The following is a 13,771-nucleotide window of genomic DNA, read 5'->3' as shown; positions in this document are numbered from 1 at the left end:
ATGAAGATTATTGATGCCCACATCCACTTCTGCCGGGACCCCTACTTTGACCAGATTGCAGAAGTAGCAGGCCATAAAAATACCGGTGCGCATCTAAAGGCGCAATATGCTGCGCATAACATTGTTCATGGTGTGGTCATGGGTAACGGGGGGCTGCAGTTGAACGAACACCATTACCCTGACTATCTTAGCTATTGTATCGGGCTGGATAGTACCTGCTTTAATAAGGAAGAGGCGGTACAGCAAGCTTATTTGGTAGAAAAACATCTGCAAAGAAAAAATTGTGTAGGCATTAAGCTATATCCGGGCTACAATCATTTTTATATTTACGATCCGGTGATTGACCCATTTTATCAGTTGGCCATGCAGTATAAAAAACCGGTAGCCGTTCATACCGGGCTGACAGCCACCAGAAGTGCCTTGCTGAAATACAGCCATCCTATGGTCTTGGATGAGGCGGCGGTACGCTATCCGGCAGTTCAGTTTGTTATGTGCCATATTGGTAATCCCTGGCTGGTAGACGCTATCGCGGTCATTGAAAAAAATGAAAACGTAGCTGCCGATCTTTCGGGAATTTTGGAAGGCCGAATTGACAACATGCCGGATTTTTTTCAAAGAAAGCATGGCTATATTGACTTTTTAAAAGTATGGCTGGAATATTTGGACAACTATGACCGTCTGATGTATGGGACCGATTGGCCGCTGGCTAATATCGCCAATTATATTGAGTTTGCTGAGCATATTATTCCTGAAAAGTATTACGATAAAGTGTTTTTTGATAATGCCAACAGGATTTATGATCTGGGACTTTGACAAGTGATATTATCTTGTATAAATGTTGAAGCTCAAGAAGGCTTGAGAGATATGTTGGGACAAGCAGGAGGGAAGAAATTGAAAAATAACAGAATCCTAAGGGAACAAGTTTGTATAGAAAAGATGATTCTCCTGTATTGTAAGGGGGTTCATCAAACCGATGACGGACTATGTGTGGAATGCCGCCGTTTGTTTGGATATGCCCGGCAAAGACTGGAACGCTGTATTTTTTCTCAGGATAAGCCCGTCTGCGCCAAGTGTCCGGTTCATTGCTACCAGAAAACGATGAGACAAAACATTGTTCTTGTGATGCGTTATGCAGGACCACGCATGCTTTATAAACATCCAATATTAGCTCTGCGGCATCTGATTGATTCCATTCGAAGCAGGAAAAGATATGTAGCCGGGTAATTTTTGGAGAGGTGCTACGTTAAATAGACATATTCACCAAAGAGAAAACTCCTGCCGGATTTTTCATGATCTGGCAGGAGTTTAACCGTTTGTATCCACCGCAACCGGTTAGCGCCGTTTGCCGAAGATGCGCAGAAGATAGAGGAACAGATTAATAAAATCAAGATATAAAGTAAGCGCGCCAAGCACGGCAAACTTGCCGGCAGTCTCTTCGTCTTCCAGGCTATAAGCCATTTCTTTCAGGCGTTGGGTATCATAAGCGGTCAACCCGACAAAAATCAGGACGCCGGCATAGGTTAGCACCCACAGCAATGCGGAGCTTTGCAAGAACATGTTGACCAGAGAAGCAATGATGAGACCAATTAAGGCCATAAAGAGAATACTGCCCCACTTGCTTAAATCAGCTTTGGTTACATAGCCATATGCGGTCATCGCGCCAAAGGTGCCGGCAGTGATGAAAAAGACGGTGGCAATGGAGCCCTGCGTGTAAAGCAAAAAGATGGATGCCAGAGTTAGCCCGTTCAATACCGAATAGGTAAAAAATAAAAAACTGGCTGCTGTTGCGCTGAGAGACTGTATCGAACGGCTCAGAACAAAAACAATGCCCACATTCGCTAAAAGCAATCCGTAGAAAGCCAGCTTATTGCCAAAGATCGTACTGAGCAGGAACGGTGAGTGGGCAGTATAATACGCAAATATTCCTGTTGCTAAAAGACCGGAGGTCATCCAGCCGTAGACCTGCATGAAAAAGCTTTGTACAAGTGCTATCGTTTTACTATTACCTGCATACGGGGAAGGGGTATTTTGCATTTCTGTCAGCAACTCCTTTAACTATCATTATGGATAATTTTACTATACTACAGAGCAGCCATTCTTGCAATGACGTTAATCTTCCGTCCAGCTATCATGTATGATTTGTCAAAAGAGATAAATCAAATCAAAGTCCAGTAAATGTTGCATGATAGCGATGCCATTGAAGGTAATCATACCAAATGTCGTCATAATATAGGAGAAGGAAAGGTATGTAAACAGTCAATCGGGCAAATCCTATGGGATGATATTTCATTGCTTGGAAATGAAGGCTTTACCGCTAAACAGGCAGAAAATCTCGAAACCAGCGTCAGATTATTCTTAGACGGGGCGAAAGGACGGGGAGAAAACGTTGATGGCCAATTATGTAATGTTTTTCAATGAAATCGGTCATGCCCATTTGCCGCTTGTCGGCGGCAAGGGTGCCAATTTAGGAGAAATGACTCGGGCTGGTTTTCCTGTCCCCGGTGGTTTTTGTGTTACTACCCATGCTTATAAAGACTTTATTGCAACAAGTCCGGAAATGAATAGTTTGCTGGCCGGGCTTGTCACTATAGAGCCGGCTAAATTAAGCCAACTGCGAGAGTTGGGTGAACGTATTCGTGCCCACCTGGAACAATTACCGGTTCCCGATCAAATTAGCGATGTAATTATTCAGGCCTGGACTAAACAAGGGGCGGATGCTGCCTATGCAATCCGTTCCAGTGCAACAGCCGAAGATCTGCCAAACGCATCTTTTGCCGGACAACAGGATACTTACCTAAACATCAGAGGCCGGGAGGAAGTTCTGCAGCATGTCCGAAAATGCTGGGCATCTTTATTTACGGACCGTGCCATTGCTTACCGGGCTAAAAACGGCTTCGACCACCGAAAAGTGTATATATCCATAGTTGTACAACAGATGGTCAATCCCGATGTTTCCGGAATCATGTTTACCGCCGACCCGGTGAACGGAAACCGGACAGTGGTTTCCATAGATGCCAGTTTTGGCTTAGGAGAAGCTCTGGTATCCGGCCTAGTATCCGCCGATCTGTACAAAGTAAAGGATGATACCATTATCAGCAAAAAGATATCGCAAAAGAAACTGGCTATATATGCTCTACCTGACGGCGGCACAATAACCAGGGAGCTTTCTCCGGAACAACAGGAGAGGCAGGTACTATCCGATCAGCAAATCAACGACTTAGCCGCTTTTGGGAAAAAAATCGAGCAGCATTATGGCAAACCGCAGGATATAGAGTTTTGTATGGCAGACGGTAAGTTTTTTTTCGTTCAGAGCCGTCCCATTACCACGTTATATCCCCTGCCGGATATTCCCCAGCAGCCATTGCGGGTGCTGTTATCTTTCGGGCACGTGCAAATGGCGACCGATGCGATGAAACCATTAGGTTTATCTGTACTTAGAACCCTATTTCCCGCCGGTATTTTTAAAGTGGCAGGGGGGAGAATCTTTGTCGATCTTACCGATATACTTCATTATAAAATTGCACGCTTAATTTTTCCCAAACTATTAACGATTGCCGATGAAGCCATGAGCCGTGCCGTTGATGCGATTGTTAAGCGTCCAGAGTTTCTTGCCGTTCACGAATCGGCAGGGAACACGACTCTCGCTTCTCTGCGAAAAATGGTGGTACCGGTTCTCCGCAAGGCCTGGACCACTCTTCGTACCGGGAATCCGAAAGTTGCCAGATCCCAAACTGAAAACTTCATACGGCAAAGAATAGAACAAGCCAGACAATTACTCGACAGGGAGCAGGGCGCCGAACGTATAGCAGCAGTTCAACTGCAGTTGAATACCTTGCTCCGTGATATTGTGAATAACGTGATACCCTACGTTATCCCCGGGATTATCGCTAATGCGTTGCTGAAAAAAATTCTTATGCGTAAATTCAAAGATGCATCCGAATTAAATAGACTGAATAAATCCCTTCCCGGTAATGTTACCAGTGAAATGGGGCTGGAGCTGGGTGACCTGGCCGATAAGCTGCGGGACCTCCCAGAGGTCCAGGAGTACCTGAAGACAGCCGGCGATCAAAGCTTTTATTCGGGACTTGACCAAATTCCCGGCGGAAAAAGCTTTAAACTTGCTTTTGTATCTTTTATTGATAAATACGGCATGCGATGTCCCGGTGAAATTGACCTAACAAATCCTCGCTGGCATGAGGCGCCAACACAATTGGTATCGGCGCTTATCAGTCATATACGGAGTTTACAGCCTGGTGAACACCGAAAACGCTTTGCCGAAGGAGAAAAGGCTGCGGAAGCAGCCGCCCTTAACATTATGGACGCAGCAGAAGGAAGCTGCTTCAAAAGGAAGATCATTAGCCGCTTAATTACTGTATTCCGTAATCTAGGGGGAATGAGAGAACACCACAAGTACTTGCTTGTCAGGATTATGGGTGAGTGTAAAAAAGCGATAATAGCGGAAGCCGATGAACTTGTAAAAAAAGGGATCCTTGTACAAGCGGAAGATGTCTATTTCTTGAACCTGGAAGAGCTCATTCACTTGTTGGAAGGTAATTTGGCGGGCAAAACTTCAGACATGATTGCCGAACGAAAGGAACAGTATCAATGGCACCAGCGCCTAAAACCACCGCGCGTCATGACCAGTGAAGGGGAGACAGTGGTTATTCCCGCGAGGAAAGACAATCTTCCTGAAGGCACACTTATCGGCAGTCCGGTTTCCGCAGGAGTAGCCGAAGGGATAGCGCGGGTTATTCTCAGGCCGGAGAATGCTATTCTAAATAAAGGCGAGATTCTTGTGGCCCCACATACCGACCCTGGCTGGACCCCTTTATTTCAGTCGGCAGTCGCCATAATCACTGAGGTGGGAGGATTGATGACCCACGGGGCAGTCATAGCACGGGAATACGGTATTCCGGCAGTGGTAGGGGTCGAGGATGCAACATCGCTTATTAAAGATGGGCAAAAGATACGTGTGGATGGCGTTCAAGGGTATGTATTGCTAGTAGACGATGAAAAGAGTGCGCAGTAACGACAATCATGGATTTAAACCGGATTTCCCCCGTTTCTGACATGGATCATTTTTTGAAGGTAGAGGTAGGCATCTCTGCGTCGGCAATGCCGGCAGTGGGTAACGGGATATACTCCTAAGCTGGGAATGTGATTATCGCCGGAAGAAAGAGGTTAATTGAACCGGAATATGATTAATAGGATGTTGTAGAACTTATAGCAGACAGATTTATCTATTTATTGAGAAGGCAAGGTTGCTAATCTTTGTAACTCTCGAATGGATGAAGGCTGGCCAATCACAATCAGCGTATCACTGGGATGCAGCCGTTCTCTGTGTATGGCAATAAAGAGAAATCTGTTGTTACGGTTGATAGCGACAGGCAGTAGACTCAGATCCGCCTTAGTCCAGGCTTGCTGCAGAGTTTGCCCTGCAAGCGCTGATTCTGCGCAGACAGGTATTTCTGCCACGTCAATAGGAAAGGCCCCGGTATGGTCAAGTTTTTGCAGCAGGCATCCTTTTTTCAGGTCATGCTGGACAATATGGGGTTGCAAATGATTCACCTTACTTTCGCTGGATAAGGTATGAGCTGACCTTCCATTGCTTCAAAATACCTTCAAAGACTAGTGTTGAAGCGCGTTTTAGTTGAAATCAAGATTATTTAAACCGAATGGTTGGTAGTGCTGGTATTTGAAGAATTTTGCCTATCTATATTGGGCTGTGCTTTATACCAGGCGGCATACATGACCGGCAGTACCACCAGGGTTAAGACGGTGGCACCCATTAACCCCGCCGCAATGGCGACGGCCATCGGACCCCAGAAAATACTTGAGATCAGAGGGATCATTCCTAAAATTGCCGCCGCCGCTGTCAGAAGAATGGGCCGCAGCCGGATGACGGTGGCATCGATAATGGCGTCCCAGAGGGGTTCGCCGGCTTCCAGCAATTGATCAATCTGGTCCATTAGTATCACGGTATTGCGCATAATGATCCCAGCTAAAGCCAAAATGCCCAACTGTACGACAAAACCCATGGGGCTGTTGGTAAGAACCAGTCCGACAGCTACGCCGATAATGCCCAGCGGCGCCGTAAGCAGCGTCAAAATCATTTTGGGAATGTTTTGCAATTGTATCATTAAAAAAATCATAATCGCAACGATCATCGCCGGTACCGGCTGCATCATGAAATTTACGGCTTTGATGCTGTCTTCTTTGCCGCCGTCATACTCAATGCTGTAGCCGAACGGCAAACTTGCGCGCAGTTCAGCCAAATTGTTGTATACTTGTTCCGCCACGTCATCTCCGGTTACATCCTGAGAATTCAATTCCGCCTGTATCCAGATCATCGGCTTTAAATCACGCCGGTAAATCAAACCGTCCTCAGTCTCGAAACTGATGGTGGCAATCTGATCCAGCGGGACATATTTTCCATTGCCAATCGGAATATTGAAATCTTTTAGATAAACGGGGTCATTTCTGTCCTGAGCAGCAAAACGGAGTACCATATTGACCGTTTTGTCGTTTTCCCTGAATTGGGTAATGTCCGCTCCTGACTGCTGCATCTGCAGCGCAGTCGCCAGCGCCTGCGAGGTAATTCCCAACTTCCGGACTTTATCCTGGTCTATGGCTAAATGCATAATCTTGCTTTTTTCGCTCCATTTTAAGTTTACATTCCGGGTATGGGGATTGGCGGCCATCACTGTCCGTACTTGTTCGGCAATATCCCGCACCTTATCCACATCGTAGCCTTTTACCCGCAGCATTACCGGATAGTCGGACGACGGTCCGTTGTTGATTACCTTGGTGTGGAACTGCACGTTGGGAAATTCGTTGATTAATAGTTCGCGATATTTCGTCTGCAGTTCGTCCCGGGCTTTGGCATCTTTGGCCACAATAATAAACTCGGAAAAATTCGGTTTGTTGGAGGTCGGGTCGAAACTTAACACAAAACGGGGAGCGCCTTCGCCTACGTGATAGGTATAATAGGAAATTTGCGGATCGCCTGCTAATTTTTGCGCAAACTGACGGGCAATGGCGTCCGAATTTTTAATGGAAGAACCCTCCGGCAGTTCCAGTTGAATAATCAGTTCCGGACGGGTGGAAGCGGGAAAGAATTGTTGTTTAACCAATCCCAATAAACCGATGGCGGCGATAAAAACAGCTGCAGTGGCAACCAATACGGTCTTTTTGTGGGTCAGGCACCAGACTAAAAGCTGGCGGAACTTTTGATAGAATTTCGTATCATAGGGATCATGCTCGGTTTCACCGTCACCTTTCGGTTTAATTTTGATAAACAAATATCCTAACAGCGGGGTGGCGGTTCCGGCAACCAGCCAGGAGGTGAGTAAAGCGATGGTGACAACCGTAAAGATGCTGACACAGTATTCTGAAGCGGTCCCGACGGCAAAACCGACCGGGATGAAGCCGGCGCAGGTTACCAGTTCGCCGGTTAAGCGGGGATAGGCCGTGGAAGTATAGGCAAAGCAGGCGGCATTAAAGCGGCTCCAGCCTTGCTCCAGCTTAACGGCCATGGCTTCAATGGTAATAATCGCGTCATCTACTAACAAACCCAGCGCGATAATGAGCGCACCCAGGGAGATGCGGTGTAAATCAATGCCAAACAGATTCATGAAGGTGAATACGATCGCGATAACCAGCGGAATACATAACGCCACGATAATGCCGGAGCGCACACCCAGACTGGCAAAACTTACAATCAGGACAATAACGATGGCTTCGAACAGTGATTCTACGAATTCATCAATGGAACTTTCCACCACCTTGGGCTGATTGACGGTCTGGTGAATCTCCAGGCCGGCGGGCAATTCTTTTTTTACCTGTTCGATCGTTTTCGCTATATTTTCCCCTAAAACCAGTACGTTGCCGCCTGGTTCCATCGCCAGGGAAATGCCGATGCCGGGTTCGCCGTTATAATAAAACCTGGGATCGGAGGGCTCGCTGTAGGAACGGGTAATGGTAGCGATATCGCCTAGGCGGAAGGTGCGTCCATTGGCCTGAATAGGAGTATTCTGAATGTCCTCCAGGTTTTCAAACATGCCGGTAATTCTCAAATAAATATTATCGGTTGCTGTTTCCAGCATACCCGACGCCGACATGGCATTTTGCGCCTGCAGGGTGGTTGTGATTAAATTGGGATCAATTCCAAGTTGGGCTAACTTGTTATTTTCAATTTCAATATAAATTTTTTCGGTTTGTACTCCGAGCAGGTTCACTTTTTTTACACTGGGAACTCCCAGTAACATCCGCCGGATTTTTTCCGCTTTTTCGCGCATGTCTTCATAGGTATAGCCATCACCGGTTAGAGTAAACACCACACCATACACCTCATCAAACCGGTCATTAAACTGCGGCGTGGTAACACCGGAGGGAAAAGTGCCGGCTATGTCGCCGACCATATTACGCACTTCCAGCCACTTGCTGCGTACGTCCTTTTGCAGCACAGTGTCTTTTAGATGAACGTAAATCACCGTGTTTCCCGGAGTGGAGTAGCTTTTTAAATAATCAAGCCCTGGCAGGTCCTGTAATTTCTTTTCGATTTTGTCGGTAACCTGCTCTTCCATCTGTTTGGCTGTGGCTCCCGGCCAGGTGGCGGTGACAATCATTTGTTTGATGGTAAAGTCAGGGTCTTCCATGCGGCCGAGGTTTTTATAAGAGATAATACCGGCGATAAAAAAGAGAACAATAAAGAAATAAATAAATTGTTTATGCTTAAGGGACCATTCGGTCAAATTAAATCCTTTCATAGCGATTCACCGCCGATGTTCACCTGCTGCCCTTCGGTCAGTTTATGTACCCCGGCAATGACGATCCGCTCACCCTGACGCAGGCCGCTGATTACCTGAATGGTATTGTCATTACCGTAATTGCCGGTCTGAATGGAGCGCAGGGTTACAGTTCCGTCTGTGACTACCCAAACAGCGGGTGTGGTATTTCCGGTTTGATAGACAGCGGCTACGGGAATGCTTATAACCTGTTGCGCCGTGTTGTCTGCTATAGCTACGGTAGCGGTCATGCCTAACTTCATCTCGGGCGGCGGGTTGAGCAGACTGATTCGTACTTTAAACGTCCGGGTGGTTTGATCGGCCATCGGGGAAATTTCTCTTACCCTGCCGTCCACTGTTACATTGGGTAAAGCCCAGAAAGAAACCTGCATTCTTTCCACCTTGCGCAGTTCTTCGATACGGTTTTCCGGCACACTGATTTCCACCTCCCGTTCGCCATCCTGCACGACGGTAACGATCACTTGCCCGGCGCTGACTACCTGCCCGATTTCGGCCGAGATGCCGGATACAACGCCCGGTTTATCGGCCTTTAACAGGGTGTAATCCAATTGATTGGCACCTTGCGCATACTGGGCCTGGGTTTGCCGTACCCCGGCCACGGCTACTTTATAAGCATTAAGGTACTGGTCATATTGGGATTGGCTGATAGCACCGCCTTCCAATAGTTCACGGTAACGTTTGAGATCACTCTCCGCTAGCTGCAGCTTTGATTCGGCCGAATCTACCTGGGCGGAGTAGTTATTTACCGTTTGTACAACGTCCTTGGCATCAATTTGCATGAGTACGTCGCCGGTTTGGACGGTACTGCCCAGTTGTACGTTTCTTTTTACAATTTTACCGTTTACTTGAAAGGCGAGCTGGCTTTCATAGCGCCCGCGTACTTCGCCGGAGTAGGTATATCCCTGAGAGACGCCCGAGGCGCCGGCAACGGTGGTGCGTACCACCGGAATTTCTTTAAGAACTGCCTGAGGATGATTATGCTCTTTCCAGAGCACACCGCCGAGAATGCATAATCCGGCGATTGCTGCTAAAGTCAAATACAATTTTTTTCTGGCAATGTTAGCTGACCCAAAAGGTAATTGCATGGTTTCACTCCTTAATCATGTTGATGTCGTGTAGGAATCAGACGCAAGCAAAGTCTGTTCATAAGATCTTGTGTGAACCCCTTGTCCGGGCATTTCTGCGTTAATGCAAATTTACATTCCTCCTTTCGTTAATCAGAGTTGTGCTCCGGTGGCAGGGGTTTTTTCAAGCAATTAATTAAATGCATTTAATTAATTTACCTGAAAAAACCGCTCAATCCAAATTTTTATGGAAAAGCGGGTTTCAGGCAATGATTCTATTATGTTTAAATTGTACGCTTACAGCGAGATATGGATATTTCCCTCTTGTATGCCTACCGTCTTTTCGACGAGAGATTCCGCCATTCGCAGACGCAGAGACAAGAGTTCTTCGGGTAGCTTCTCATAGAGAGCATCAATTAGAAACTCCATAATAAGCAGGATAAAGCTCAGCGCGGTCTGCGGATGGGAGACGTTAAAGTCATGACGGCTTCTGCCTTCCTCAATGATGTTCAGCCCCAAAGGAGTGAGCATGAGCTCGACGCCGCGGACCAGTTTATTTTTTATATGCAGATTCTGCTCATGATATACAGTGTTAAGCAGTTCCTCGCCGTGAGAACGAACATTTTTCATTACGGTACTGATCATAAATCCCAACTTTTCAGCTGGTGAAGCATTGGAACAAGCCATGTCTCTAATCTCAGAAAGGAATAACGCTACCTGACGGTTAAGCAGTGCTTCCAGGATTTCCTCTTTGGACTTAAAATAGTAATAAAACATTCCCTGTGTAACGCCCATTTCTTTCGCAATGTCACTTACGGTTGTTCCGAAATACCCCTTAACGGTAAATAAATGCTCCGCTGTATTTAAAATCTCGGTAATCCGGATTTGAGGATCTTGCGTAGGTCTGGCCATAATGCACCTCAATTATTTAAATATGTTTAAATTATAAATCCTGATAGAAAATTTTTCAAGGATTAATTTTCCATATTATTTAAAACAAAGGCCAAGGACGGAGGTGAAAACACCTGTCTTTGGCCTTTAATAAATCAGGTTGCCGGTAATATGCTGCCGTTGAGACTTCCTATAGCTCGGAGACATATTAACAATCTGAAGAGTTCCCGGCGGTATAGGAAGGTTCTTTTTCTCGCAACGACCAATAACCACTAAGGTGGAGGATGGCCGGTCTACGGGCAGTCATAATCGGTCAGCAGGCATTCCGGCAGAGGGATGCTGCTTCAATGGGAGGTTAGCGGTTTTTCCTTTTTTTGCGGTTTATTAGCCGGCATAAATAAAGCGGCAACTCCCAGAACGACTAACAGAACAGCTACAAAGTTGTAAGCATCGCGGTAGGCGAGGATGCTGGCCTGATGAAGCAGTTCCTGATAGATTTTTCCCATAGCTGTTGTGGATGCCAGAGAGGCAGGTACTCCCAGATTCGTCACCGTCTGTGTGTAGGTTTCGATTGCCTGCTGGTAACCGGCAGCAGCCGTTGTCAAATGCTGTACCAGATAGGATTGCTCGATTTGCTGACTGTGAATCAGTTTATTGGTTACCAGTGCGATGCCCATACTTCCTCCCAGGTTGCGCGTAAGGGAAATAATCGCCGAAGCGTTGCTGCTATGCTGCGGAGGAATTTTTGAAAAGGCGAGTGTGCTGGCTGGTACAAACAAAAAGGGTAACCCGAGAGTCTGCAAAATGCGTACACATACGAAGGTGGTATAATCCGTCTGCGGGGTGATAAGGCCGGTAGCCCACATGCCAAAGGCGTTAACCAGCATACCAAAAGAAATTAAATACTTTGCCGGAACCGCATTGACAAGCCTGCCGACCACCGGCATCATACAAAGAACAACGATCCCCGCCGGGGACAGGAGAAGTCCGGATAATGTGGCATCATACCCGAAGTTGGCCTGGACCATCATCGGCAGCAGCGTGGTGCTGCCATATAAAGCAAAACCGACAAAGAACATCATGACACAAGGCATACCGAAACTGGGTATTTTAAAAAGTTTCAGCTCGACCACAGGATTCTTTTGCTGTAGCAGCCAATAAATTGCCAATATCAGGCTGACGGCGGATATAACGGCAAAGAATAAGATAAAAGAACTGTCAAACCAATCTTCCTGCTGTCCCTTATCTAATACAATTTGCAGCGCCCCGAGGCCGAGGGCAATCAAGCCAAGGCCGATATAATCAATGGAGCCGATATTCTTCTTTTGCGCACTGGGCGGGTCTTGCACAAGAATTTTGACCAGAAAAGCCGCTAACAGGCCGACAGGGACATTCATGAAAAAAATCCAGCGCCAGTTGTAATTATCGGTTATATAGCCGCCCAGAGTCGGCCCCAGTATCGGAGCTAATACTGTCGTGATGCCCGTGATCGCAAATGCCATTCCCAACTTTTCAGGGGGAAAACTATCCTTAATAATGGCCTGCTGGGCCGGCTGCAGTCCACCGCCGGCCAGGCCCTGCAATAATCTGAATACAATCAGCATGGGAAGAGATGTGGAAATACCGCATAGAAAGGAAGTTAAGGTAAAGCCTGCTATGCAGAAGATAAAGAAATTTTTCCGTCCCATAAGAGCGGACAGCCAGCCGGACAATGGTAAAACAATGCCGTTGGATACAAGATAAGAGGTGAGAACCCAGGTGCTTTCCTCCGAGCTTGCCCCCAGTGAACCCGAAATATGCGAAAGCGCTACGTTGGCAATCGTTGTATCAAGTACTTCCATAAAGGCTGCAAGGCTGACGGCGATGGATACCCAAAGCGGGTTTATTGGCTTTGAAGCCGATTCATTCATAGGGGTGATCCTGCACTTTCCGTATAAACCGTTGGTATGACTGACATACCGGGCCCCAGAGGCAGAGCCGGATCAGGCGGATTGTCAAATACAATTTTTACGGGAACACGCTGTACAGTTTTGACAAAATTGCCGGTAGCATTTTCTGCCGGAAAGAGTGAAAAATAAGATCCCGTTCCCGCCTGGAAACTATCTACTTTGCCGTGTAATTTGATGCCGGGGAAGGCGTCAATACGAATATCCACAGGCTGCCCGGCACGCATATGATCCAACTGCGTTTCTTTGAAATTAGCGACGACCCATAATTCTGTTCCGACCAGTGTTGCCAGTTGCTGTCCTGCCTGGACATAGTTGCCGGTTTCCACACTGCGTTTGGTAATCCGGCCATCTATAGGGGCAATTATTTTCGTATTGTCCAGATCGGCTTCAGCTTGTGCTAAATCTGCTTCGGCCTGCTTTACCTGGGCTAAAAGCTGATCACCGGTTTCCCTGGCTGATGCAATTACACTGGGTGCTGTCTGGGAGGACCGAAGGTTGGCCTGCAGTTTTTCCAAAGTGGAACGGTCTGCTTTCTCGGTTGCAATTGCCTGATCCAGCTGTTGGCGGGAACAGGCGCCCGCGTTAAACAGGCTTTCCATACGTTGTCTGTCGGACAGGGATTTTTCCCAGGTTGCCTGAGCCGAAGCCACTTGAGCCGCAGATGCATCAATGTTGGATGAAGCGGAAACGGTGGTTGTTTCCAGATTACTGCGGGAAGCTTCGGCAGCCGCCTTAGCAGCCGACAATGCGGCTTTGGCCCGGTCGCGCCGGATGACATAGTCGGTCGGGTCAATCTCTATAAGGACATCACCCGCTTTAACCATTTGATTGTCTTTGACATTCAGGACTTTTACGTATCCCTGTACCTTCGGACTCAAAATAACCGTTTGTCCATCAATGGCAGCATTATCGGTGGTCACCTCGTCATGATGGAGAAAATAGTAACCGCCGGAGCCGCTAATAACGATCATAAGAACAACAATAAGTTTCATGAATTTAGATGGAAGCTTCATAGAATCTCTCTTTTCCTCAAAAATTATTATTATTGTGCAAAATTTTG

Annotated in this window: 10 protein-coding genes; 3 read left to right on the top strand and 7 right to left on the bottom strand. The window is 47.0% G+C overall.

What is annotated here, in order from left to right; all coding sequences use genetic code 11:
- The gene (locus tag P22_RS13650; protein ID WP_054260807.1) at window positions 1–813 is read left to right on the top strand and encodes an amidohydrolase family protein; all 813 of its coding nucleotides are present in this window, start codon (window positions 1–3) and stop codon (window positions 811–813) included.
- A gap of 78 nt (window positions 814–891) precedes the next feature.
- The gene (locus P22_RS13645; RefSeq protein WP_216598080.1) at window positions 892–1,224 is read left to right on the top strand and encodes a nitrous oxide-stimulated promoter family protein; all 333 of its coding nucleotides are present in this window, start codon (window positions 892–894) and stop codon (window positions 1,222–1,224) included.
- 108 nt (window positions 1,225–1,332) lie between these two features.
- Here the strand turns inward: P22_RS13645 and P22_RS13640 are convergent, their stop codons facing one another.
- Window positions 1,333–2,034: a Bax inhibitor-1/YccA family protein gene (locus P22_RS13640; protein ID WP_054260805.1), complete on the bottom strand. Its 702-nt coding sequence runs from the start codon at window positions 2,032–2,034 to the stop codon at window positions 1,333–1,335.
- A 355-nt stretch (window positions 2,035–2,389) separates the two neighbouring features.
- Between P22_RS13640 and P22_RS13630 the strand changes: the two genes are divergently transcribed.
- Window positions 2,390–5,029, top strand: a complete 2,640-nt coding sequence (locus P22_RS13630; RefSeq protein ID WP_054260803.1) for a phosphoenolpyruvate synthase — start codon at window positions 2,390–2,392, stop codon at window positions 5,027–5,029.
- 215 nt (window positions 5,030–5,244) lie between these two features.
- Here the strand turns inward: P22_RS13630 and P22_RS13625 are convergent, their stop codons facing one another.
- From P22_RS13625 to P22_RS13600, 6 genes are all read right to left on the bottom strand, one after another.
- Window positions 5,245–5,559 (bottom strand): TrkA C-terminal domain-containing protein, encoded by a 315-nt coding sequence (locus tag P22_RS13625; protein WP_054260802.1) that lies wholly within the window; start codon window positions 5,557–5,559, stop codon window positions 5,245–5,247.
- A 107-nt stretch (window positions 5,560–5,666) separates the two neighbouring features.
- Window positions 5,667–8,768 (bottom strand): efflux RND transporter permease subunit, encoded by a 3,102-nt coding sequence (locus P22_RS13620; RefSeq protein WP_054260801.1) that lies wholly within the window; start codon window positions 8,766–8,768, stop codon window positions 5,667–5,669.
- Window positions 8,765–9,892, bottom strand: a complete 1,128-nt coding sequence (locus tag P22_RS13615; RefSeq protein WP_054260800.1) for an efflux RND transporter periplasmic adaptor subunit — start codon at window positions 9,890–9,892, stop codon at window positions 8,765–8,767. The genes P22_RS13620 and P22_RS13615 overlap by 4 nt, the downstream gene beginning before the upstream one ends.
- 276 nt (window positions 9,893–10,168) lie before the next feature.
- Complete coding sequence (locus P22_RS13610; protein WP_054260799.1) at window positions 10,169–10,783, bottom strand: TetR/AcrR family transcriptional regulator; 615 nt, start codon at window positions 10,781–10,783, stop codon at window positions 10,169–10,171.
- A 323-nt stretch (window positions 10,784–11,106) separates the two neighbouring features.
- Window positions 11,107–12,672 carry a DHA2 family efflux MFS transporter permease subunit gene (locus tag P22_RS13605; protein ID WP_054260798.1) on the bottom strand — a complete coding sequence of 522 codons (1,566 nt, stop codon included), beginning with the start codon at window positions 12,670–12,672 and terminating at the stop codon, window positions 11,107–11,109.
- Window positions 12,669–13,724, bottom strand: coding sequence for an HlyD family secretion protein (locus P22_RS13600; RefSeq protein WP_054260797.1), 1,056 nt, complete (start codon window positions 13,722–13,724; stop codon window positions 12,669–12,671). Before P22_RS13600 ends, P22_RS13605 begins: the two co-directional genes overlap by 4 nt.
- Window positions 13,725–13,771: the final 47 nt, after the last annotated feature.

The sequence above is a fragment of the Propionispora sp. 2/2-37 genome (genome assembly GCF_001298735.1).
GTDB lineage: Bacteria > Bacillota > Negativicutes > Propionisporales > Propionisporaceae > Propionispora.
The sequence above is the reverse complement of the archived record's forward strand: the minus strand, read 5'-3'. Positions and strand labels throughout refer to the sequence as shown.